Here is a 19,271-nt window from a genome sequence, read left to right on the forward strand (position 1 = left end):
GGGTAAGTCATATTTTTGCGATTTTTCTTCGCATGCGCTTGCTTGGGCGCAAACCGGCACCAAATAAGGCGCGGGTTCGGCGGGCAAAAGGACCAGAAGGTTTACATGTTGGCACGAACGACCGACCCGGAAGGCAAGGACGAGGTTATTGTCGCGCCGAAACGCGGCGAGCTCCCGTCCGAACGCGCGGTCGCCTTCGACAGCGCGCAGCGCCATTCGCGCCGCGTTCGTATCCTCAAACTCGCCTTGCCGGTCATTGCTGGCATCATCGCGATCGCCTTTCCGGTCTATTCCTATCTGAAAACCCCGCCGGCAGCCCCGGTTCAAGCGGACGGCAGCGCGTTCTCCAATGGCAAGCTGGTGATGGCCAACCCCAAGCTCGAGGGTTTCACCAAGCAGAACCTGCCTTATTCGATGAAGGCGCTGCGGGCGATCCAGGATGTAGCCAAGGAAAGCATCATCGGCCTTGAAGGCATCGATGCCAAGCTCCCGCTCGACAAGGATACGTCGGCGGTGGTCGGCGCAGCCAGGGGTGTCTACAACCGCGACGCCAACACGCTGGAGTTGGCCAACGACATCACCATGACCACCACCAGTGGAATGGTGGTGAAGATGAAATCGGCCTTCCTTGATATGGCGAAAGGCAATATGAAGACGAACGACCCGGTCGACATCGTCACGCGCGGCTCGCATATCCAATCCGACTCCATGTCGGTGGAAGACAGCGGCAAGGTGCTGGTTTTCGAAAAGCGGGTTCGAGTCAACCTGGAGCCTGGCGTTTTGAAGACGACCAGCGACAAGAGCGGAGAGCCGAATGCGGCCCAATAACATGAAGTGGCTTGCTGCTGCGGCATTTCTGGCAGCTGCATCCGTGCCAGCCTTCGCGCAGTCGGCCCAGACCAACATGTCCGGCCTGAAGCTTTCCGGCGACAAGCCGATCCAGATCGAGAGCGACAAGCTGGAAGTGAGGCAGGAACAGAACCTTGCCATCTTCACGGGCAATGTCAGCGTGGTGCAAGGTCCGACCCTGCTGAAGGCCGGAGTCCTCAAAGTGTATTATCTGAAGGATGCCGCCGCGGGCAAGGACGGCTCGAAGAGTGCGGCCATGGCTGGTCCCGCGCTTGGCGGCTCCACCAATATCGATCATCTCGAAGTCGACGGGACTGTTTATCTCAAGTCCGACGACCAGATCGCCACCGGCGAGCGCGGCACTTTTGACATGAAAAGCCAGGTCCTGGTGCTGACCGGTTCCAAGGTTGTGCTGAGCCAGGGCGACAATGTGCTCACCGGCTGCAAGCTGACCGTGCAGATGAAATCCGGCCTTGCCAATGTCGACGGCTGCAGCAAAGGCGGTTCCGGCCGCGTCATGATGCAGATCAACCCGGATTCGACCAAGAAACCCTGACCGAAAGCGCGATGCAGTTGCTGAAACAAACCGACGCCAAGCCGGCCGCGCCTGCCATTGTCGGTGGCGAAAAAGTCAAGCTCAAGGGCACGCTGATGGCCCGCGGCCTGTCCAAGAGCTACAAGGGGCGGCGCGTGGTGAATGGCGTTTCGCTCGGTGTACGCGCCGGTGAAGCCGTCGGACTGCTCGGGCCCAATGGCGCCGGCAAGACCACCTGCTTCTACATGGTGACAGGGCTGGTTCCAGTCGACGAGGGCAAGATCGAGATCGATGGTTTCGATGTCACCTCCATGCCGATGTACCGCCGTGCACGGCTCGGCATCGGCTATCTGCCGCAGGAAGCCTCGATTTTCCGAGGTCTCAACGTCGAACAGAATATCCGCGCCGTTCTTGAGGTGGTGGAAAAGAGCCGCAAGACACGTGAGCGCGAGCTCGACGCATTGCTGGAGGAATTCCACATCACCCATCTGCGCAAGGCACCCTCCATGGCCTTGTCGGGTGGTGAGCGGCGCCGTCTCGAAATCGCGCGCGCCTTGGCGACCCGTCCGGCCTACATGCTGCTTGACGAGCCTTTCGCGGGCATCGATCCGATCGCCGTGGCCGACATCCAGCAATTGGTCCGCCATCTGACGGCTCGTGGCATCGGCGTCCTGATCACCGACCACAATGTGCGCGAGACGCTGGGCCTGATCGATCGTGCCTATATCATCCACGCCGGTGAAGTGCTCACGCATGGCCGGGCAGAAGAGATCGTCGCCAATCCGGACGTGCGGCGGCTCTATCTCGGCGAGGCCTTCACCCTTTAACTCCGGCACCGGGCGCGTACCTGGCAAGCTCCGGATTTGCATGCGGTTTTGACGGCCCGCCTAACCTCACGGCCATCCGGCGTGCTAAGGTTCGTTGCTTGACAAGCAAAAGCCGGGCCATTTGATTGCATTGCTGCCGACGGCTTCACCGAATAGGGATTTCGCATCCAGAACATGGCGCTTGCTGCCAAACTACAGCTGAGACAATCGCAGTCGCTGGTGATGACGCCGCAGCTGATGCAGTCGATCCGACTGTTGCAGCTTACCCATGTCGAGCTTGATCGTTTCATCGACGAGGAAATCGAACGCAATCCCCTGCTGGAGCGCGCTGATCCGCAGCCGGATACCCCGGTGGAACCAGCGCAGCAGAGCGAAGGTGAGCGGAAGCCCACGGATGCCGACGAATGGTTCGAGGCGGAGACGGCCTGGAGTTCCGAGGCGATATCGGAAAAGCTCGATTCGTCGCTCGAAAATATCTTTCCGGATGATCCAGGTGTCAGTGAACGGGTCGGGCCCGACCTTTCACAGCAATGGAAGTCGGCGCCCGGCGGTGGCTCCGGCGCTTCCGAGGGTTTCGACATGGAGGACGTGGCTGCCGCCGCCGTTACCCTGCGCGAGCATGTCGGCGAGCAGATTGCCTTTACCTTCCTCGATGCGGGTGACCGGCTGATCGCCGCTGAACTTGCGGATGGACTGGACGAGGCTGGTTACCTGCATGCCGAGATGGGTGAAATCGCTGGACGTCTTGGGACGGATGCGGTTTCAGTCGAACGTGTTCTTGCCGCCTGCCGCGGCTTTGAACCATCCGGCCTGTTCGCACGCGATCTGGCCGAATGCCTGTCGCTGCAGCTCGTCGCACGTGACCGCTTCGATCCGGCAATGGAGGCACTTGTCGCCAATCTGGAACTGCTCGCAAGGCGGGATTTCCAGACGTTGAAGCGCCTGTGCGGCGTTGACGAGGAAGATCTCCTCGACATGCTGACGGAGATCCGGGCACTGGACCCAAGACCGGGCCTCGCTTTTTCCGGCGGTGCCAGCGATGCCATCGTCGCGGATGTCGAGGTGCGCCCGGCCGCCGATGGAAGCTGGGCGGTGGAACTCAACGCCGATGCGCTTCCGCGCGTCCTGGTCGATCAGGTCTATTTCTCCCGGGTGTTCAGCCAGACCAGGGTGCAGGCAGAGAAGGATTTTCTGTCCGAATGCCTGCAGAACGCCAACTGGCTGACCCGCAGCCTGGATCAGCGTGCGAAGACCATCCTCAAGGTGGCTTCCGAGATCGTGCGGCAGCAGGATGCATTTCTCGTCCATGGCGTGCGCCATCTGCGGCCACTCAACCTGAAGACGGTGGCGGACGCCATCGGCATGCATGAATCGACCGTCAGCAGGGTGACGGCCAACAAGTACATGCTGACGCCGCGCGGTGTGTTCGAATTGCGTTATTTCTTCACCGCATCGATCGCCGCTGCCGATGGCGGCGCCGCCCATTCCTCGGAAGCGGTGCGGGATCGTATCCGGCAGCTCATCGATGAGGAGAAGGCGGAAGACGTGCTCTCCGACGATACGATCGTCGACCTGCTCAAGGCCGACGGGGTCGATGTCGCGCGCCGGACGGTTGCCAAGTATCGGGAAGCAATGAACATTCCGTCTTCGGTGCAGCGGCGACGTGAAAAGCGAGCGCTCGCCGGCGTCGGTCGTTGAGAAGCCGCGGATTTCCACAGTTTTTCGTTTCGTTGACAAGCGCCGGGGAGTTGGCTAGAAGCCCGCCCGCATGAGACGGGCTACGGCCCGGAGGTGGTCGGTCCGTCGTGAAGTTGACCTGGGGGCGGTCAAGGTACGGTCCAATGGCCAGCGACAAGGTTCGGTTACAAAATCGGGCGCGGACGGTGCCGCGAAGCTTGTCTGCGCGGACCACAGGTATAAACTCCAGACAGTGTGAAGCCTGAGCAGGAAAGGTCAATTTTCAATGACGCTGCGCATTTCGGGGAAACACATGGACATCGGCGATGCGTTTCGTACGCGCATCACCGATCGGATCGGCGAAGCCATCGGGAAATATTTCGATCGCGGCTTTGCCGGACATGTGACGGTGGTGAAATCCGGTTCGCGTTACACCGCTGATTGCATGATCCGTCTGGATTCGGGCACCGCGTTGCAGGCAACTGGCGATGCCCAGGAGCCGACCGCGGCCTTCGAGGCTGCAGCGGACCGGCTGGAGACCCGCCTGCGCCGCTACAAGCGCCGCCTGAAATCGCATGCCTCGGGTGCCGGCAATGGCGCAGCCACGGATATTGCCTATACGGTGATGGCTCCGCTCGCAGATGACGACGAGGAAATCCCGGAAAATTACGCGCCCGCCATCGTCGCGGAATCGACCCTGGTCCTCAAGACCATGTCGGTCGCCTCAGCGGTGATCGAGCTGGATACCAAGGACACTCCTGTCTTCGTTTTCCGCAACGCCGGAAACGATCACCTCAACATCGTCTACCGCCGGCCGGACGGAAATATTGGCTGGATCGACCCTTCGACAACAAAGGTCGCACAGGGATAACGCCCCTTGGCTGTGCTTCGGCACGGTCGAGGGTGGTGGGCGAACAAGGGATTTTTCAGATGGATCTGAGTGATCTGATCGACGTTTCGGCGATCATGCCGGCGTTGAAGGCGAACTCGAAAAAGCAGCTCCTGCAGTTGCTCGCCGAGCGCGCCGCCACGATCTCCGGCATTCCGGAGCGCGAGGTTTTCGACATCATCCTGCAGCGTGAGCGGCTGGGCTCCACCGGCGTCGGCAACGGAATCGCCATTCCGCACGGCAAGCTGCCGGGGGTAAAGCGCATCGCCGGCGTGTTCGCCCGCCTGGAGACGCCCGTCGATTTTGAATCGCTCGATGACCAGCCTGTCGACCTGGTGTTTCTTCTGCTGGCGCCTGAAGGTGCCGGGGCAGATCATCTCAAGGCGCTGTCGCGCATCGCGCGGCTGCTGCGCGATGCCGACACAGTGGCCAAGATCCGCGGTACGCGCGACGCCAATGCCATCCTGGCGCTGCTTTCGCAGGCACCGGCTTCGCACGCAGCCTGATATCTCGGAAAATTAAAGCTTCCAGAGCAATTCCGGGAAAAGTGTGTAACGGTTTTCCGTCCGGAATTGCGAAAAACAAATACTGAGAACGATTCCGCGTTTCCGTGAAGAACGGAAACGCTCTAAGGGCGGCGCGTGCCGCCCGTTTTCATTCCAGACAGGTGACTACCGTCCTTTACGCGGCGCATGATCCTTTCCGAAAATCGAGCCCGATTTTCGGGGTCATGCGTCAGTGGATGGCGACGGTCGTCAGGTCGTTCTCCATCGCGCCGGCAAGGGCACGGTCGCGAGCATCCGACAACAGGATCGGCTGGCCGTTGGCGGCAAACAGCGCCCACAGTTCCATGCCAGGCTGGATTTCCTCGAGACCGGGGAAGCGGCCGCGCAGGTCATCGCTCGACACTTTTCTGAGATAGGCGACCGAGCCTTCGCCAAGGTGGGCGAGTTCGCTGTTGGTCATGGTCAGTCTTTCGATAGTTCTGGGCATTTTAAGCCTCCTTTCAGCGAGGCGCCTGTCCAGGGCCGCCACGCGTAAGAGCCATCGGCAAAGTCAGTCTTTCACCGATATGTTTATTTTTCGTACCAGCCTCTCGGCTTCCGGCCGGTCGAGGTCGATCGACAGGAGGCCGTTCTTCAACTCCGCCGCCAACACCCGCATCCCGTCGGCCAGCACGAAACAACGCTGGAACTGGCGGGCCGCGATACCGCGGTGAAGGTATTCGCGCTCCGTGTCGTCGCTCTGACGTCCACGCACCACCAGCTGATTCTCTTCGGTGGTCACGTCCAGATCGTCTTCTGCGAAGCCGGCAACCGCCAACGTGATGCGCAGCCTTTCGGCATCGCCTTCGCTGCCGCGCAGCCGTTCGATGTTGTAGGGTGGATAGCTGTCGCCGGATTTCGCCAGGCGTTCCAGCGTCTTTTCCATTGCATCGAAGCCCAAAAGAAGCGGACTGGAAAAGGGCGTCATTCGACTCATCGTACCGTTGTCCTCCAAGAGCGACATGTACCGGTGAAAACCCGACTGGCATTTTCCCGGTCTTCATTGATATGGTCCGCCGCGCGGGCGAGTTCAAGCCATCAAAGGCCCCGCCAACCAAGGACACAAAATGCCGGATAAACGCAAGATCATCATCGACACCGACCCTGGCCAGGACGATGCCGTGGCCATATTGCTCGCACTGGCGAGCCCTGAACTGGATGTGGTCGGTATCACTGCTGTCGCCGGCAACGTGCCGCTGCGGCTGACTGAAAAGAATGCCCTCAAGATCTGTGAGTTGGCCGGCCGCCGCGACGTCAAGGTGTTCTCCGGCGCCATCCGGCCATTGGTCCGGCAACTGGTCACGGCCGAGCACGTGCACGGCAAGACCGGCCTTGACGGCCCCGACCTGCCGGAACCGACGATGAAACTGCAGGAGCAGCATGCAGTCGATTTCATCGTGGAAACGTTGATGCGCGAGGAGCCCGGTACGATAACGCTTTGCCCGCTCGGACCGCTCACCAATATCGCGCTCGCTTTGGTACGCGAACCGAAGATCGCGCCGCGGATCAAGGAAATCGTGCTGATGGGCGGCGGTTTCTTCGAAGGCGGCAATGTCACGCCGGCAGCCGAATTCAACATCTATGTCGACCCCCATGCGGCGGACGTGGTGTTCCGCTCCGGTGTGCCGATCGTGGTCATGCCGCTCGATGTCACCCACAAGGCACTGACGACCGCCAAGCGGGTCGAGGCGTTCCGCAGGATGGGTTCGAAAGTCGGCGACGCAACCGCCTCGCTGCTCGATTTCTTCGAGCGTTTCGATGAGGAGAAATACGGCACCGATGGTGGACCGCTGCACGACCCCTGCGTCATCGCCTACCTGCTGAAGCCGGAACTGTTCAAGGGCCGTCATTGCAATGTGAGCGTCGAAACGGCCTCGGATCTGACCATGGGCATGACCGTGGTCGACTGGTGGGGCGTTACCGACCGGCCGAAGAACGCCACCGTCATGCGCGATATCGATTCAGACGGCTTCTTCGGGCTGCTGACGGAAAGACTGGGACAACTGAACTGAGATTGCGCCAGGGCGTTTCCGTTTTTCACGGGAACGCTTTCCCTGTTTTACGCAGCTCCGAACGGAAAACCGTTGCGCACTTTTGCTGGAATTGCCCTAGCGGGTCGAGCCGGCCACCCTGTAGCTGACGGTTCCATCCGCATGCATGCTGCGCTCCAGCAATATTTCTGATCCGCGCGGATGCGGTCTCGACACGTGATCGTTCACGAAAGCGGTCGTGCCGTCAGAGGCCAAGGCGACCATATACCTATAGCCTTCTCCCACGAGGCTGCCCGCCGCTGGCTGGGGGATTTGCGCGATGGATTTCACGGTTGCGCTTACGGTCGATCTGCTGACGATCGGACTCGCTGAAGACGATAGCCACAACGGAAACAGGGCTATCAGCAAAATCAACAAGGCTGCAGCCAACAGCCGCCCGCTCGTAAGCAAGAGCTTAAGCCCGTGTGGCCCAGCGAGCGGCATGATGCGGAAACCTATTTTGCTCTCGAGAATGCCAGCCACAGACCGCCACCGACCAGGAAACCGCCGCTGATCTTCGACAGCAGGCGGATGCGATGTGCCGAGAGCAGGCGCCCCGCACGACCGGCCGCGAGCGCGTAACAACTGTCGGAAACGGCAGCGAAGGCCAGAGCGGTCAGGCCCATTACGGTCATCTGCAGTGAAAAATTGCCGCTCGGGTCGATGAATTGCGGGAAGAACGCGCCAAAGAACACCAGTGTCTTCGGATTGCTGACAGCGACCAGAACGCCCTGCAGAACGAAGCCGCCGCGCGGCTTCCTGACCGATCCGTCCGGGTTCAGGCTGCCCTTGTTGCGGAACATCTGGATGCCCATCCAGATAAGATAGGCGGCGCCGATGAGACGAACCCATTCGAACCAGTGCCCCATGCCGGCGATCAGCGAGGTCAGGCCGATGGCGACGACGCCGATCGTCATGGCGAGGCCGATCTGCGTGCCCACGACATTGCCGAGACCGGCGCGGGTGCCATGGCGGATCGAGTTGGCGATGATCAGCGTCACCGTCGGTCCCGGCACCAGGACGATGACGATACAGGCCACGACATAAGCGGCATAAAGCGAAGGCGACATGGACGATCTCCCAATTCGATGCCGGCCTGAGCCGGCTTCGAGATCAATGCACGCTGCCTTTGGAGGTGCAAGGGGAGGGCAAGCGAGTTGTTGAGGCCCCAGTCATCGGTCGGAAGAAGGCCTGCGGAGCTTCAAGCCTTCTTTGATGTCTTCCCTGCAGTGTTCACCGCCACGGCGGCGTGGATGAGCGCCTTGAAGGCTTCTTCGTCGATTACGTCCCCTTCGTGAAAATCAATGGCGCGCCTTGTGTTGCCGTCGAGACTGGAATTGAACAGGCCGGAAGGGTCTTCCACCGAGGCGCCTTTGGCAAAGGTCAGCTTCACGGCTGCCTTGTAGGTCTCGCCGGTACAGATCATGCCGTCATGTTCCCAGACCGGAACGCCCAGCATGGAGTTGGACGGCTTGCGCCACTTGACCTCTTCGACAACATCGGGATCGGCTTGCCTGATCAGCGCGCGCAGCCGGGCGAGCGTCTCGCCGCGCCAGTCACCCAGCGCCTTGATGGTCTGGTCGATAAGTTCGGAAGGCGGAGTGTCTTCGTGAGCGGTCGAGTTCTTTGTCATGATGTCTACCCTTGGACCGGCCGAATTTCGACGCCGCCATATTGCGCGCCGGGCACACGCTTGGCGAATGAGGTCGCGGCAACCATATCCGCGACCTCTATGAGAAAGAAGCCGGCAATCCGGTCGCCGGACGCCTGGTAGGATCCTTCCGTAACGAACGTGTGGCCATCCTGCGAGCGGACGGTCGCGACGCCGGCGGGCCATGTGGCCGTTCCGCGCAAGGCGCCGCTTTTGGCCAGGAACGTGTTGAATTCGCCGTAGTCGCGCCCGATGGCCTGCTGTTCGTCGGCGGTTGCAGCCGCGATCTTAGCGTCGTCCTGATAAATCAGCACCAGAAAGAGCATTGTGTCTCCTCGATCCCATCGTCTTTTTCAGTGGGGATTGGGTGCGCTGGCCTGGGGCTGCGCACCGGTTACATCTTCTCGCCCGGCAGCCGGCTGGCCTGCCTGACCCAATCGGCAAATTGTGCTTCGTCGAGCCTGTCTTCGTAGACGTCGTAGTAGCGCACCTCCTTCTGTTTGGAGGCGCCTGGCGGGACGGGATTCAACGACGCGCCGCGAAAGAAGGACACCTTCACGTATTTGGTGAAGAGGTGAATGCCGAGGAACCAGCCCATGCCTTCGTCGGCGACGCCGTAGAGCGGCGAGTTCCATTTCACGGCCTTGCGCAGACCGGGAACAGTGTTCTCGATGATGACGTCGAGGCGACGGGTGACTTCGCCCTTCCAGCCGGGCGATGCGGCTATGTATGCCTGCACTGGCGCGTCGCCGTATCCCTTGGCGATCTGAGGGTTGCCACCCGAAAGCAGGACCGGCTTGTCCGGATCGACCTTGGTGGTTGGCTTGATGCTCTTTGCTGGTTTTGGAGCTTTTCCATCCGGCATGGCTGTCGATCCTATCTGCTGGTCGGTTGGCCGTCGCGGCCCTTGGCGATGTAAGGCAGGACGAACATGTAGAGCCCGCTGAACAGCAGCAGGAAGAGCGGAAGCAGTGGAGAATAAACGATCCATGCGGGAGGCTGTCCCATCGCCATGGCGATGAAATTGGCGGCGACGGTGGCGGTGAAGATGATCGACAGCCAGCGATGGGACTGTCGAATCCATTTGTTCCAGATCATGGTTCCCTTCTTTCCAAAGTTGGGTGACGTACCTGCCTGAGCAGCTAGAGCGTTTCCGTTTTTCACGGAAACGCGGAAACGCTCTAAGTTTTTGTTTTCGTCGCATTTTTGTAACGCCAAGTGATTCCACTTGGCTACAAAATGCTCTAGTCGCTCTTGACCAGTAGCTGTTCGAGATTTGTGAAGAACTGCTGCCAGCCGGCCTTGGCGCCGCCGAAGGCCTGCTTCTGGTCTGGCCGGAAGCCGGCCTGCTCCATGCGCAGATGCGTTCCCCTCTCCGTTGCAGTCAGTGTGAAGGTGACCACGCTTTTCATGCCGTAGGCAGGGTCGTCATGGGCGAAGTCCCAGCGGTAGGACAGGGTCTTGTGCGGTTCGATGGCCAACACTTCGCAGTCCAGCACGCCGCCCCATTCGCCACGCAGGTTGAAGCGGTGGCCGACAACGGGCTTGAAGTCGTTCTTCATCAGCCACTCCTCGATCAGATGCGGCTGCGTCAGCGCGCGCCACAGTTTTTCCGGCGGGAACGGGATCTCCCGTTCAACGACGACGGTGCGTGTTTCGCTCATTGATCCATCCTTTTCAGCAGATCTTCGAGGTCGTCGAAACGACTTTCCCAGAAGCCGGCCATCTCCTTTGTCCAGTCGACCAGCGGGGCCAGCGCACCAAGCTGCACGCTGTAATGTGTCTGGCGGCCTTCATGGCGGTCGCGCACCAGGCCTGCCTGTTTCAGCACGCCCAGATGTTTCGAGACGGCGGGTTGCGAGACGCCGGCATGCGTTGTCAGGGCGCCGACCGTCTGCTCTCCGCCGCGACACAATCGCTCGAAGATAGCCCGACGTGTCGGGTCGGAAAGCGTTTTGAACAACAGGTCGTGCGCGTCCGTCATCGAAATCAATAACCCGTTGGCTATGGATTGACATATAGCTGGAGAGTTATGGATTAGTCAAGCGTGAATCTTGGAGATCGAGAAACGACTAACTCTCGGGAGAAGCGCCGATTTTCCAGGGCAAAACGGCTTCATAGGCTGCAGCGGCACGCAGGACGGCAAGGTCGCCGCGCGGCCGGCCGATCAATTGCATGCCCATCGGCCTGCCCCTGGTGTCGAAGCCTGCCGGCACATTCACGGCTGGACAGCCGCCCAGCGTGGCAAAGGCCGTGACCTGCATCCAGCGATGGTAGCTGTCCATCGCTCGGCCCGCAACCTCGTGCGGCCAGTGCGTCGACACTTCGAACGGAAACACCTGCGCCGTCGGTAGCGCCAGCAGGTCGTAGTGCTCGAACAACGAGAGTAGCGTGCGATGCCAGGTGGTACGCCGCATCGCTGCAGCATGGATTTCGGACGCCGATAGCCGGGACGCGCCTTCCGCTTCCCAGATCGCTTCGGGCTTCAGCAGCGCGCGTTTTGCCGGATCGTCGTGGAGCAGTTTCAGTCCGCAGCCGCTCGAAGACTGGCGCAACGTCACGAAAGCCTGCCACAGGGCTTCGAAATCTGCATCCGGCAGCAGAGGCTCTACCTCGAAACCAATGTCAGAGAGGCGCTGCAGCGCTGCCTTGCAGAGATCGAGGACGCCGTCCTCCATGGGCAGATGGCCGCCGAGATCAGCCAGCCAGCCGATCTTGCCACCGGCTGTCGTGCCGTCGCCGATGCCCTTCAGGAAGGATCCCTGCGGATCATAAGATAGCGGTGCTTGCGGGTGATAACCGGCCTGCACGTCAAGCAGGAGCGCCATGTCACGCACGCTGCGGCCCATCGGTCCTTCAACGCCCATCTGTGCGTGGAAGACCTCGAAACCGGGGCCGCCCGGCACAAGTCCTTGCGATGGGCGGAAGCCGAAGACGTTGTTGTAGGCGCCAGGATTGCGGAGCGAACCGCCGAAATCGCTGCCGTCGGCCAGCGGCACGAGGTCGAGCGCCAGGGCGACAGCTGCACCGCCACTGGATCCGCCAGCCGTCCAGGCGGGATCGAAGGCATTGAGGGTTGGCCCGAAGACTGGGTTGTAGGTGTTGGAGCCGAGACCGAACTCCGGCACGTTGGTCTTGCCGATGACGATGGCGCCGGCCTTGCGCATGCGCTCGACGAAGTACTCGTCTGCCTCGGGCACGAGATCGGCGAAGATCGGCGAGCCGAACGTGGTCTTGAGGCCTTTCGTCTGGGCGAGATCCTTGATGGCGATGGGCAGGCCGAAGAGGCTGCCGGTCTCGCCACCGGCAGCAAGATGGGCGTCCGCCGCATCCGCCTCGACGAGGAGCTCGGCGCGATCGCGCAACGAGACGATGGCGTTGACCTTGGGATTCAGCGCTTCGATGCGATCGAGGAAGGCAGTCATGACCTTTCGCACCGAGAGCCGTCGTTCGCGGATCGCTGCGGCGAGGTCGACCGCGCTCAGGGCGCAGATAGGACCCGCCGGTGGAACGGCGTGCCGGCTCGCAGGACGAGAATTGCCCATATCAATGGTTGTCCGCGCCGAGTGCGGCTTCGACTTCCGCTGCCAGCGGGATTGCCGGTTGGGCGCCGGGCTTCAGGCAGGCGAGCGAGCCGGCGGCCGCCGCGCGGATCAGAGCCGCCTCCAATGCCAGGCCGGATTCCAGTCCTGCCGCCAGATAGCCGCAGAACGTATCGCCGGCACCGACCGTATCCACCGGAGCAATCTTGAGAGCCGGCACTTTCAGGAACTCCTCGCCGGCCGCAGCCAGAACGCCTTCGCCGCCGAGGGTGACGACGATGGTGCGGCCGGTTTTCCTTGCATAGGCGCGCATGCGCTCCGGACGATCCGCTCCCGTCAACCCGAGCGGCTGGCAATAAAGGTCGAATTCGGTCTCGTTGGCCACGACATAGTCGGCCTTGGCGAGCAGCCCGGCGGCTTCGCTGCGAGCGGGTGCGGTGTTGAGCACGGTGATCGCGCCAACCTCTCTTGCCGCTTCGAGTGCCGTTTCCACGGTCTTGAGCGGGATCTCGTGCTGCAGCAGCACGACATCGCCTTTCTTGAGCTGTGCCTTGACGATGTCGCCGGGCAGCACGGCGTCGTTGGCGCCGGCCACCACCGCGATCATGTTCTCGCCATCGCCGCCGACCAGGATATGGGCGGTGCCGGTGGAGCTGTGCGTTCGGGCGACGGCCGACAAGTCGACATCGCCAGCTTCCAAGAGCGCCAGCGCATCGCTGGCGAAGCCATCCTTGCCGACTGCCCCGACCATGCGCACCTTGGCACCGGCACGCGCCGCGGCCAGTGCCTGGTTGGCGCCCTTGCCGCCAGGCGCGGTTGTGAAGGAGCTTCCCGGCACTGTTTCGCCAGGGCCAGGCAGGCGCTCGACCGTGACGATAAGGTCGAGGTTGATGGAACCGATGGTGACGATCAAGGCAGGCCCCTCAGGATTGTTCTGAGCTTATTTTGGCGCGGACCCTAGCGTTTCTCCTGCTCGAAGGAAACCGATTTGCCGGTAAGCCGGCCATCCTTCCCCTGCGCAATTGTTCGGACATCAAGAGCGATGCAGCCGGCAAGCGGGCACCTTGCGGATCTGTCGCCGTGCCGGTAAAATAAAACAATAAATTCAATTATTTAAATGATTCCATCAGGAAAATTGAACCATGCGCCTGCGTCATCTTCTGCTGGCCCTCGGCATCGTTTTCATCTGGGGTGTCAATTTTGCCATCATCAAGCTCGGGCTGAGACAGGTCTCGCCGTTGGCGCTGGGCGTGGCGCGATTTGTGCTCGCGGCCTTTCCATGGGTGTTCTTCATTCCGCGTCCAAAGGTGCCGTTGCGTCTGATCGCACTCTATGGCCTTCTGATCTTTGCCATGCAGTTCGGCTTCCTGTTCACCGGCATGAAGCTTGGCATGAGCGCGGGGCTGTCGTCGCTCATCCTGCAGTTGCAGGTGTTCTTCACCATTGGCCTGTCGGTGCTGCTGCTTGGCGAACGGCCGACGATATGGCAACTGGCCGGCGCCTTGCTTGCCTTTGCCGGCGTCGGCGTGGTGGCCTTCAATGTCGGCGGCGATGTCAGCGTGATCGGTCTTGTCCTGCTCGTCGCAGCAGCGGCTTCCTGGGGCGGAGGCAACATCGTTTCAAAACGGATTTCGCAGCTTTCGACGACTCCCAACGTGCTTGGACTGGTGGTGTGGGGCAGCCTTTTCGCACTGCCGGTCCTGCTGGTGGTCGCACTGGTGCTCGATCCCGATCACCTCGTTTCGAGCTTCACCAGCCTCGACTGGGTATCAGTCGGCTCGATTGCCTACATCGTCTACCTGTCGACCCTGCTCGGGTTCGCGGTCTGGGCGAGTCTGCTTGCCCAATATCCGGTATCGACGGTCGCGCCGTTCACGTTGCTGGTGCCGGTGTTCGGTTTTCTGGGCTCGGCCGTGCTGCTCGGCGAACCACTGCAAGGCTGGAAGCTCGGTGCCTCCAGCCTTGTCATTGCGGGCCTGTGCATCAATCTGTTCGGGTCGCGGATAACAACGCGGCGCGTTCGCTCAAACGCTTAGAGCGGCACCGACCGTCTCTCCGATCTTCAGGATCAGGCTGTGCCAGCCGAAAGCTGGCCCGCCTCCCAACCCAGAATGGCCCGCTTGCGGGTCAGGCCCCAATGGTAGCCGGTGAGCGCGCCGGACTTGCCGAGCGCGCGGTGGCACGGCACCACGAAGGACAATGGGTTGGCGCCCACCGCAGCGCCGACAGCACGGCTGGCGGTTGGCTGGCCGATCTCGGAGGCAATCGCCGAATAGGTGCAGGCCTTGCCCATGGGGATGCGCAGCAATGCCTCCCAGACGCGCAGCTGGAAATCCGATCCGATCATCACCACGCGCAGCGGCTGATCGGAGCGCCAGCGGGCCGGATCGAAGATGCGCGCGGCATAAGGAGCGGTGGCGCTGATGTCCTCGACATAGTTGGCATTCGGCCAGCGGCTCGACATGTCCTTGAACGCGGCCTGTTCGCTGCCGGCGTCGTTGAAGGCGAGGCCGGCCAGGCCACGATCGGTGACCATGATCAACGCGACCCCGAAAGGCGAGAGGTGGAAGCCGTAGCGAATGGTCAATCCTTCGCCGCGGGTCTTGTAGTCGCCCGGCGACATCGCCTCGTGCGTCACGAACAGGTCGTGCAGCCGCCCTGGGCCGGACATGCCGACTTCAAGGGAGGTTTCCAGCAGCGGCATGCCCGAATCGAGCAGTCTGCGCGCATGGTCGAGCGTTACGGCCTGCAGGAAGGCCTTCGGGGACAATCCGGCCCAGCGGGTGAACAGTTTCTGCAAGCCGGTTGGCGTTTCGCCAACGTCCTCGGCCAAAGCCTCCAGGGATGGCTGGTCGCGGTAGTCGAGGCTGATCTTCTCGATGGCGCGGCGCACGACTTCATAGTCACTGCCGTCGGGCGTGATGTCCTTCTCGAGGGTCGGGGCGATCTTCATCGGCATCCTGGTATTCATAGCGAGATGAGCGTTCATGGCAATTTCTCCCGGAGCAGAATGCAGCGCATTCTGCTCCTTCTTCCTGTTTCGCCGCATGATCCTGTCCGGAAAGTCTGCTTTCCGGGATCGTGCTCTTGAACGCGAATATCGGGATTTCCGGGGACGGTCTCCACCCGTTTCCTGCGAAGGTCAGCGTGCCTTTACCGTGGCGAGCGCGCGGGCGAAAGCCGTGGCGAAACTCTCGCGGTCGTCGGGGTTGAGGAAGCCGCCGATCGCCACGCTTTGACCGCGCGACTCGACAGCCATTGCGGTGATGCCGATCTCGGTGTGGCGGGCCACCGAGAAGCGTGACCAGAACGGGTTGAAATGGTGTTCCTCGGTCCTGCCCGAAGGGGCGGTCTTGCGGATATCGAGCGCTGTGCGCGACACCGAGACCTCCTCGCGGGCGCGTGCCGCACGATAGTTCAGGCGGAAAGCGACATAGATGGCCAGAATGTCGAGGCCGAAGAAGCCGAAGATCGGCCAGGCGCCGTTGGCCAGGAAGACCACGCCCGTGACAGCCCAGCAAAACAGCAACGCACCGATCAGGATCGCGAAGCCCGTGCGGCCAAGCGATCGGTGCGGCATGAGCAAAGCCTGAAAGACCGGCTCGTCAGCGGCGAAAGGGGCGTTTGTATCGCTCATCGCGTAATATTATAGGAAGCGCATGGCAGTCCCCAAGCTCAAAGATCGTCGCAGTTCGGAAAATCGGTCCGCGTCCAAACGCAACGCGGCGTCGCCGCCAGCTGCAAAGAAATCGTCGAGGAACAAGTCGGCGTATACGCCAGCCGAAGTGCACGAGATTTTCCGTCGTTTTGCCATACAAAGGCCCGAGCCCAAGGGCGAACTCGAACATGTGAATGCATTCACGCTTCTGGTGGCCGTCGTGCTGTCGGCGCAGGCCACCGACGCCGGTGTCAACAAGGCGACCCGCCCGCTGTTCAAAATCGCCGACACGCCGGAAAAGATGCTGGCGCTTGGCGAGCCCAAGGTGGGCGAATACATCCGCACCATCGGCCTGTGGCGCAACAAGGCCAAGAACGTGATCGCGCTTTCGCAGGCGCTGATCGACGATTACGGCGGCGAGGTGCCTGACAGCCGCGACGAACTTGTCAAGCTGCCTAGGGTGGGCAGGAAAACCGCCAATGTCGTGCTCAACATGGCGTTTGGTCAGCACACGATGGCCGTGGACACGCATATCCTGCGCATTGGCAATCGGCTCGGGCTTGCTCCCGGCAAGACGCCGGAACAGGTCGAGGAAGGGTTAATCCGGATCATTCCGGACGAATATATGCGCCATGCGCATCACTGGCTGATCCTGCACGGCCGCTATGTCTGCAAGGCGCGCAAGCCCGACTGTCAGGCTTGCATCATCGCCGACATCTGCAAGGCCGCCGAAAAGACCAATGCCATTCCGGCACCTCTGGTCGAACTGGCTCCGCTGGAACCTGCCGGTGAAGTGCTCTAGCCGATAGGTCCTAGAGACCGTAACCACGCGCCATGGCAGCAGCGAACGCGGGGATCGCCAGGAAAAGCAGAGCTTCCAGCCAGATGTAACGGCGCACCGAAGTCAGCTCGTGGCCAGGCGGCTGGAACGCGGGGCTCGCCGAGGCCTGCCGGTTCCAGGAAATGAAGCGGATGGTGGGCACGATGGAGAGCAGGCCGACTGTCGCAAAGATCGCCATCTTCACCCAGAACACCCAGTTGTAGACGTAGAATTCCCAGCCTTTCAGGCCGTGGAAGACGCGGCCGATGCCGATAAGGATGATCAGAACGGCGAGCATGCCGTAATGGCGATCGACGCGGGCGAGGCGGCGCAATGTGCCGGGCGTCAGTTCGTTGCGTATCAGCACGAACTCGGCGGCGATCACACCTGCCAGCGAAAAGGCAAGCAGGTGATGCAGGATGGTCAGGACGAGATCGGTGGTTTCCATCTGCATTCCCCCTTCGCGATGGCGTTTCATACGATGTCAGCAGAGAAATGCCCAGCAGGCTTAATCGCATGCCGCTGAATTGACCTCCATCCGCGGCCGACTAATGTTGCCGGATGACGAAGCTGACACGTGCAATCAATCCCATGCCTGAGGATGTCAGGGTCGCGCTCGATCAGAATGGGCTCGGGGCCGCGTATGCCGCGCGGCCCGACTACCAGCAGAATGATTATCTGGGCTGGATCTCGCGAGCCAAACGCGAAGAAACACGGCTGAAGCGGCTCAACCAGATGCTGGATGAGTTGAAGCGCGGTGGCGTCTACATGAACATGGCCTGGCACGGCTGAGCCTGCCTAATTGAGTTGCCGGTTTCTGGCCGGGGCGTGCCCTGTCGACTGGCTCTTGTTCACCATACTGCGCCTGCTAGGTGCGCCCGAGATCAAGAGGCGACAATGACCACGACAATCCGCACCGCACCGGTCCTCGAGACCGAAAGGACCATCCTGCGTGCTCACGCGTTGGATGATTTTGACGCCTATGCACAGATGTGGGCCGATCCCGTCGTGTGTCGCTTCATCGGCGGCAAGGTGCGCACACGTGAGGAAAGCTGGATGCGCTTCCTGCGGCATGCCGGCCTGTGGTCCCTGATCGGCTATGGCTATTGGGCGATCGAAGACAAGGCGACCGGACGCTTTCTCGGCGAAGCTGGGTTTCACGATATGAAGCGTGACATAACGCCCTCGCTGGAGGGGATGCCCGAAGCCGGCTGGGTGCTGGCCTCCGAGGCGCATGGCAAGGGTATTGCCGGCGAAGTGGTGTCGCGCATGGTCGCTTGGGCCGACCAGACATTCGGCGGCGCCCGCACGGTCTGTATCATCGACCCCGAAAACGGACCTTCGCTGAGTGTGGCGGTCAGGGCCGGCTACGCGGAGGTGTTGCGCACGACCTATCATGGGGCGCCCACGATCCTTCTCGAGCGGCTGCCCATGTGATCAGGCTTTCGCTGCTTCGCGCCGCGAGCTAGAGCGTTTCCATTTTTAGGGAAACGCCGAGACGCTCTAACTCTTTGTTTCTGTGAGTAATTCCGGACGGAAACCCGCCACCCACTTTTCCTGGAATTGCTCTAGTCAGCAGGCAGGCGCAGCGTCTTCAGAAGCGTCGCCAGTTCAGGCTCGTCGATCAATGTGGCCGCATCGTCGGCCTTGAGCCAGGCACGTTGACGCGTACCGGCTTCAGGCCAGCTCGCGAGCTCATCGCTGACAGAGAGCAGATAGACCGTGACGTTGACGCGCGCGAAACTGGACGTCAGGCGTTTCCAATAGGAATAGCTGCCGGCAGGCTGCTTCAATGTCTTGCCGATGACGCCTGCTTCTTCCTGGGCTTCGATGGTGGCGGCCTTGCGGCCGCTCTTGCCCGGCATCGGCCAACCCTTGGGGACGATGAAACGTTGTGTCTGGCGCGATGTCACCAACATCACTTCAATCCCGCCATCCGCTCCCTGACGAAAGGGGATGGCAGCGACCTGGCGGATTGTCTTGCCCTTCTTGGCTTGCTCGACCGCCTGTTTTTTCGGCAACGGCTTTGCAACCGACGGCTTGGTGGCGGTCGGGGCGGTATTTTTCCTGGGCGCATTTTCGCGCCCGCTCTTTTTCTTGGTTGCCGCCATGGCACTTCCAATCAAACCCGCCTGGCGGTTCAGGCAGACCTCAAGCTAACATAAACATCTGCGGTGCGCGCGATCGCTCGCGCGCTGCAATCCCATTATGGATTCTAATAGACGGCTAAGCAAATTCCATGCTGTCT

Annotated in this window: 26 protein-coding genes; 11 read left to right on the forward strand and 15 right to left on the reverse strand. The window is 61.3% G+C overall.

Annotated elements, in window-relative coordinates; genetic code table 11:
* Nucleotides 1-105: 105 nt before the first annotated feature.
* The 6 genes from lptC (at nucleotide 106) to ptsN (ending at nucleotide 5,283) form a co-directional block, all read left to right on the forward strand.
* Nucleotides 106-828, forward strand: coding sequence for an LPS export ABC transporter periplasmic protein LptC (gene lptC, locus ACFWYE_RS21270; protein ID WP_379066587.1), 723 nt, complete (start codon nucleotides 106-108; stop codon nucleotides 826-828).
* Nucleotides 815-1,405 carry an LptA/OstA family protein gene (locus tag ACFWYE_RS21275; protein ID WP_129413285.1) on the forward strand — a complete coding sequence of 197 codons (591 nt, stop codon included), beginning with the start codon at nucleotides 815-817 and terminating at the stop codon, nucleotides 1,403-1,405. The genes lptC and ACFWYE_RS21275 overlap by 14 nt, the downstream gene beginning before the upstream one ends.
* Before the next feature lie 95 nt (nucleotides 1,406-1,500).
* The gene (lptB, locus tag ACFWYE_RS21280; protein ID WP_245488616.1) at nucleotides 1,501-2,211 is read left to right on the forward strand and encodes an LPS export ABC transporter ATP-binding protein; all 711 of its coding nucleotides are present in this window, start codon (nucleotides 1,501-1,503) and stop codon (nucleotides 2,209-2,211) included.
* 174 nt (nucleotides 2,212-2,385) lie between these two features.
* The gene (gene rpoN / locus ACFWYE_RS21285) at nucleotides 2,386-3,909 is read left to right on the forward strand and encodes an RNA polymerase factor sigma-54 (RefSeq protein WP_379114102.1); all 1,524 of its coding nucleotides are present in this window, start codon (nucleotides 2,386-2,388) and stop codon (nucleotides 3,907-3,909) included.
* Nucleotides 3,910-4,174: 265 nt separating this feature from the next.
* Nucleotides 4,175-4,759, forward strand: a complete 585-nt coding sequence (gene hpf / locus ACFWYE_RS21290) for a ribosome hibernation-promoting factor, HPF/YfiA family (RefSeq protein ID WP_379066590.1) — start codon at nucleotides 4,175-4,177, stop codon at nucleotides 4,757-4,759.
* A gap of 59 nt (nucleotides 4,760-4,818) precedes the next feature.
* Nucleotides 4,819-5,283: a PTS IIA-like nitrogen regulatory protein PtsN gene (ptsN, locus tag ACFWYE_RS21295; protein WP_129413289.1), complete on the forward strand. Its 465-nt coding sequence runs from the start codon at nucleotides 4,819-4,821 to the stop codon at nucleotides 5,281-5,283.
* A gap of 229 nt (nucleotides 5,284-5,512) precedes the next feature.
* Here ptsN and ACFWYE_RS21300 read toward each other — a convergent pair whose 3' ends face one another.
* Nucleotides 5,513-5,770, reverse strand: a complete 258-nt coding sequence (locus ACFWYE_RS21300) for a DUF1150 family protein (RefSeq protein ID WP_054309700.1) — start codon at nucleotides 5,768-5,770, stop codon at nucleotides 5,513-5,515.
* A gap of 63 nt (nucleotides 5,771-5,833) precedes the next feature.
* Nucleotides 5,834-6,259 carry an Hsp20 family protein gene (locus ACFWYE_RS21305; protein ID WP_326890129.1) on the reverse strand — a complete coding sequence of 142 codons (426 nt, stop codon included), beginning with the start codon at nucleotides 6,257-6,259 and terminating at the stop codon, nucleotides 5,834-5,836.
* 130 nt (nucleotides 6,260-6,389) lie between these two features.
* Here ACFWYE_RS21305 and ACFWYE_RS21310 point away from each other — a divergent pair, with 130 nt between their 5' ends.
* A complete protein-coding gene (locus ACFWYE_RS21310) occupies nucleotides 6,390-7,334 on the forward strand; it encodes a nucleoside hydrolase (protein ID WP_379114104.1) in 945 nt (314 codons plus the stop codon).
* A gap of 473 nt (nucleotides 7,335-7,807) precedes the next feature.
* Here the strand turns inward: ACFWYE_RS21310 and ACFWYE_RS21315 are convergent, their stop codons facing one another.
* From ACFWYE_RS21315 to ACFWYE_RS21355, 9 genes are all read right to left on the reverse strand, one after another.
* Nucleotides 7,808-8,422, reverse strand: a complete 615-nt coding sequence (locus ACFWYE_RS21315) for a LysE family translocator (RefSeq protein WP_379066595.1) — start codon at nucleotides 8,420-8,422, stop codon at nucleotides 7,808-7,810.
* A 131-nt stretch (nucleotides 8,423-8,553) separates the two neighbouring features.
* Nucleotides 8,554-8,985 (reverse strand): DUF1801 domain-containing protein, encoded by a 432-nt coding sequence (locus tag ACFWYE_RS21320; protein WP_379114106.1) that lies wholly within the window; start codon nucleotides 8,983-8,985, stop codon nucleotides 8,554-8,556.
* A gap of 5 nt (nucleotides 8,986-8,990) precedes the next feature.
* On the reverse strand, nucleotides 8,991-9,329 hold the full coding sequence (locus ACFWYE_RS21325) for a YciI family protein (protein ID WP_379114108.1): 339 nt from the start codon (nucleotides 9,327-9,329) through the stop codon (nucleotides 8,991-8,993).
* Between the two features lie 68 nt (nucleotides 9,330-9,397).
* Entirely contained in the window at nucleotides 9,398-9,868 is a 471-nt protein-coding gene (locus ACFWYE_RS21330) for a DUF1801 domain-containing protein (RefSeq protein WP_379114109.1), read from the reverse strand.
* 11 nt (nucleotides 9,869-9,879) lie between these two features.
* A complete protein-coding gene (locus ACFWYE_RS21335; protein WP_379114111.1) occupies nucleotides 9,880-10,101 on the reverse strand; it encodes a hypothetical protein in 222 nt (73 codons plus the stop codon).
* 146 nt (nucleotides 10,102-10,247) lie between these two features.
* Nucleotides 10,248-10,667, reverse strand: coding sequence for an SRPBCC domain-containing protein (locus tag ACFWYE_RS21340; RefSeq protein ID WP_379066604.1), 420 nt, complete (start codon nucleotides 10,665-10,667; stop codon nucleotides 10,248-10,250).
* Nucleotides 10,664-10,987, reverse strand: a complete 324-nt coding sequence (locus ACFWYE_RS21345; protein WP_379066606.1) for an ArsR/SmtB family transcription factor — start codon at nucleotides 10,985-10,987, stop codon at nucleotides 10,664-10,666. Before ACFWYE_RS21345 ends, ACFWYE_RS21340 begins: the two co-directional genes overlap by 4 nt.
* Nucleotides 10,988-11,075: 88 nt before the next feature.
* Nucleotides 11,076-12,548, reverse strand: a complete 1,473-nt coding sequence (locus ACFWYE_RS21350; RefSeq protein WP_379114113.1) for an amidase — start codon at nucleotides 12,546-12,548, stop codon at nucleotides 11,076-11,078.
* Between the two features lies 1 nt (nucleotide 12,549).
* The gene (locus tag ACFWYE_RS21355) at nucleotides 12,550-13,458 is read right to left on the reverse strand and encodes a ribokinase (protein ID WP_379114115.1); all 909 of its coding nucleotides are present in this window, start codon (nucleotides 13,456-13,458) and stop codon (nucleotides 12,550-12,552) included.
* Between the two features lie 229 nt (nucleotides 13,459-13,687).
* Here ACFWYE_RS21355 and ACFWYE_RS21360 point away from each other — a divergent pair, with 229 nt between their 5' ends.
* A complete protein-coding gene (locus tag ACFWYE_RS21360) occupies nucleotides 13,688-14,581 on the forward strand; it encodes an EamA family transporter (protein ID WP_379066612.1) in 894 nt (297 codons plus the stop codon).
* Between the two features lie 32 nt (nucleotides 14,582-14,613).
* Here ACFWYE_RS21360 and ACFWYE_RS21365 read toward each other — a convergent pair whose 3' ends face one another.
* Together ACFWYE_RS21365 and ACFWYE_RS21370 are read right to left on the reverse strand one after the other, a co-directional pair.
* Entirely contained in the window at nucleotides 14,614-15,534 is a 921-nt protein-coding gene (locus ACFWYE_RS21365; RefSeq protein WP_379114117.1) for a methylated-DNA--[protein]-cysteine S-methyltransferase, read from the reverse strand.
* Nucleotides 15,535-15,687: 153 nt separating this feature from the next.
* The gene (locus tag ACFWYE_RS21370) at nucleotides 15,688-16,182 is read right to left on the reverse strand and encodes a DUF2244 domain-containing protein (protein ID WP_379114119.1); all 495 of its coding nucleotides are present in this window, start codon (nucleotides 16,180-16,182) and stop codon (nucleotides 15,688-15,690) included.
* A gap of 22 nt (nucleotides 16,183-16,204) precedes the next feature.
* Here ACFWYE_RS21370 and nth point away from each other — a divergent pair, with 22 nt between their 5' ends.
* Nucleotides 16,205-17,005 carry an endonuclease III gene (gene nth, locus ACFWYE_RS21375; protein ID WP_379114121.1) on the forward strand — a complete coding sequence of 267 codons (801 nt, stop codon included), beginning with the start codon at nucleotides 16,205-16,207 and terminating at the stop codon, nucleotides 17,003-17,005.
* A gap of 10 nt (nucleotides 17,006-17,015) precedes the next feature.
* Here the strand turns inward: nth and ACFWYE_RS21380 are convergent, their stop codons facing one another.
* Nucleotides 17,016-17,477: a DUF2214 family protein gene (locus ACFWYE_RS21380; protein WP_379114123.1), complete on the reverse strand. Its 462-nt coding sequence runs from the start codon at nucleotides 17,475-17,477 to the stop codon at nucleotides 17,016-17,018.
* A gap of 107 nt (nucleotides 17,478-17,584) precedes the next feature.
* Here ACFWYE_RS21380 and ACFWYE_RS21385 point away from each other — a divergent pair, with 107 nt between their 5' ends.
* Both ACFWYE_RS21385 and ACFWYE_RS21390 read left to right on the forward strand, forming a co-directional pair.
* On the forward strand, nucleotides 17,585-17,815 hold the full coding sequence (locus ACFWYE_RS21385; RefSeq protein WP_379114124.1) for a YdeI/OmpD-associated family protein: 231 nt from the start codon (nucleotides 17,585-17,587) through the stop codon (nucleotides 17,813-17,815).
* 105 nt (nucleotides 17,816-17,920) lie between these two features.
* Complete coding sequence (locus tag ACFWYE_RS21390) at nucleotides 17,921-18,460, forward strand: GNAT family N-acetyltransferase (protein ID WP_379066622.1); 540 nt, start codon at nucleotides 17,921-17,923, stop codon at nucleotides 18,458-18,460.
* 131 nt (nucleotides 18,461-18,591) lie between these two features.
* Here ACFWYE_RS21390 and ACFWYE_RS21395 read toward each other — a convergent pair whose 3' ends face one another.
* Nucleotides 18,592-19,134 carry an NUDIX hydrolase gene (locus tag ACFWYE_RS21395; RefSeq protein WP_379066624.1) on the reverse strand — a complete coding sequence of 181 codons (543 nt, stop codon included), beginning with the start codon at nucleotides 19,132-19,134 and terminating at the stop codon, nucleotides 18,592-18,594.
* Nucleotides 19,135-19,271: the final 137 nt, after the last annotated feature.

This window comes from Mesorhizobium sp. NPDC059025, assembly GCF_042739655.1.
GTDB lineage: Bacteria > Pseudomonadota > Alphaproteobacteria > Rhizobiales > Rhizobiaceae > Mesorhizobium.

Excerpts from the sequence above, each read along its gene's own strand:
- lptC (WP_379066587.1), top strand. The coding sequence starts at position 106 with ATGTTGGCACGAACGACCGACCCGGAAGGCAAGGACGAGGTTATTGTC.
- ACFWYE_RS21275 (WP_129413285.1), top strand. The coding sequence starts at position 815 with ATGCGGCCCAATAACATGAAGTGGCTTGCTGCTGCGGCATTTCTGGCA.
- lptB (WP_245488616.1), top strand. The coding sequence starts at position 1,501 with ATGGCCCGCGGCCTGTCCAAGAGCTACAAGGGGCGGCGCGTGGTGAAT.
- rpoN (WP_379114102.1), top strand. The coding sequence starts at position 2,386 with ATGGCGCTTGCTGCCAAACTACAGCTGAGACAATCGCAGTCGCTGGTG.
- hpf (WP_379066590.1), top strand. The coding sequence starts at position 4,175 with ATGACGCTGCGCATTTCGGGGAAACACATGGACATCGGCGATGCGTTT.
- ptsN (WP_129413289.1), top strand. The coding sequence starts at position 4,819 with ATGGATCTGAGTGATCTGATCGACGTTTCGGCGATCATGCCGGCGTTG.
- ACFWYE_RS21300 (WP_054309700.1), bottom strand. The coding sequence starts at position 5,770 with ATGCCCAGAACTATCGAAAGACTGACCATGACCAACAGCGAACTCGCC.
- ACFWYE_RS21305 (WP_326890129.1), bottom strand. The coding sequence starts at position 6,259 with ATGAGTCGAATGACGCCCTTTTCCAGTCCGCTTCTTTTGGGCTTCGAT.
- ACFWYE_RS21310 (WP_379114104.1), top strand. The coding sequence starts at position 6,390 with ATGCCGGATAAACGCAAGATCATCATCGACACCGACCCTGGCCAGGAC.
- ACFWYE_RS21315 (WP_379066595.1), bottom strand. The coding sequence starts at position 8,422 with ATGTCGCCTTCGCTTTATGCCGCTTATGTCGTGGCCTGTATCGTCATC.
- ACFWYE_RS21320 (WP_379114106.1), bottom strand. The coding sequence starts at position 8,985 with ATGACAAAGAACTCGACCGCTCACGAAGACACTCCGCCTTCCGAACTT.
- ACFWYE_RS21325 (WP_379114108.1), bottom strand. The coding sequence starts at position 9,329 with ATGCTCTTTCTGGTGCTGATTTATCAGGACGACGCTAAGATCGCGGCT.
- ACFWYE_RS21330 (WP_379114109.1), bottom strand. The coding sequence starts at position 9,868 with ATGCCGGATGGAAAAGCTCCAAAACCAGCAAAGAGCATCAAGCCAACC.
- ACFWYE_RS21335 (WP_379114111.1), bottom strand. The coding sequence starts at position 10,101 with ATGATCTGGAACAAATGGATTCGACAGTCCCATCGCTGGCTGTCGATC.
- ACFWYE_RS21340 (WP_379066604.1), bottom strand. The coding sequence starts at position 10,667 with ATGAGCGAAACACGCACCGTCGTCGTTGAACGGGAGATCCCGTTCCCG.
- ACFWYE_RS21345 (WP_379066606.1), bottom strand. The coding sequence starts at position 10,987 with ATGACGGACGCGCACGACCTGTTGTTCAAAACGCTTTCCGACCCGACA.
- ACFWYE_RS21350 (WP_379114113.1), bottom strand. The coding sequence starts at position 12,548 with ATGGGCAATTCTCGTCCTGCGAGCCGGCACGCCGTTCCACCGGCGGGT.
- ACFWYE_RS21360 (WP_379066612.1), top strand. The coding sequence starts at position 13,688 with ATGCGCCTGCGTCATCTTCTGCTGGCCCTCGGCATCGTTTTCATCTGG.
- ACFWYE_RS21365 (WP_379114117.1), bottom strand. The coding sequence starts at position 15,534 with ATGAACGCTCATCTCGCTATGAATACCAGGATGCCGATGAAGATCGCC.
- ACFWYE_RS21370 (WP_379114119.1), bottom strand. The coding sequence starts at position 16,182 with ATGAGCGATACAAACGCCCCTTTCGCCGCTGACGAGCCGGTCTTTCAG.
- nth (WP_379114121.1), top strand. The coding sequence starts at position 16,205 with ATGGCAGTCCCCAAGCTCAAAGATCGTCGCAGTTCGGAAAATCGGTCC.
- ACFWYE_RS21380 (WP_379114123.1), bottom strand. The coding sequence starts at position 17,477 with ATGCAGATGGAAACCACCGATCTCGTCCTGACCATCCTGCATCACCTG.
- ACFWYE_RS21385 (WP_379114124.1), top strand. The coding sequence starts at position 17,585 with ATGACGAAGCTGACACGTGCAATCAATCCCATGCCTGAGGATGTCAGG.
- ACFWYE_RS21390 (WP_379066622.1), top strand. The coding sequence starts at position 17,921 with ATGACCACGACAATCCGCACCGCACCGGTCCTCGAGACCGAAAGGACC.
- ACFWYE_RS21395 (WP_379066624.1), bottom strand. The coding sequence starts at position 19,134 with ATGGCGGCAACCAAGAAAAAGAGCGGGCGCGAAAATGCGCCCAGGAAA.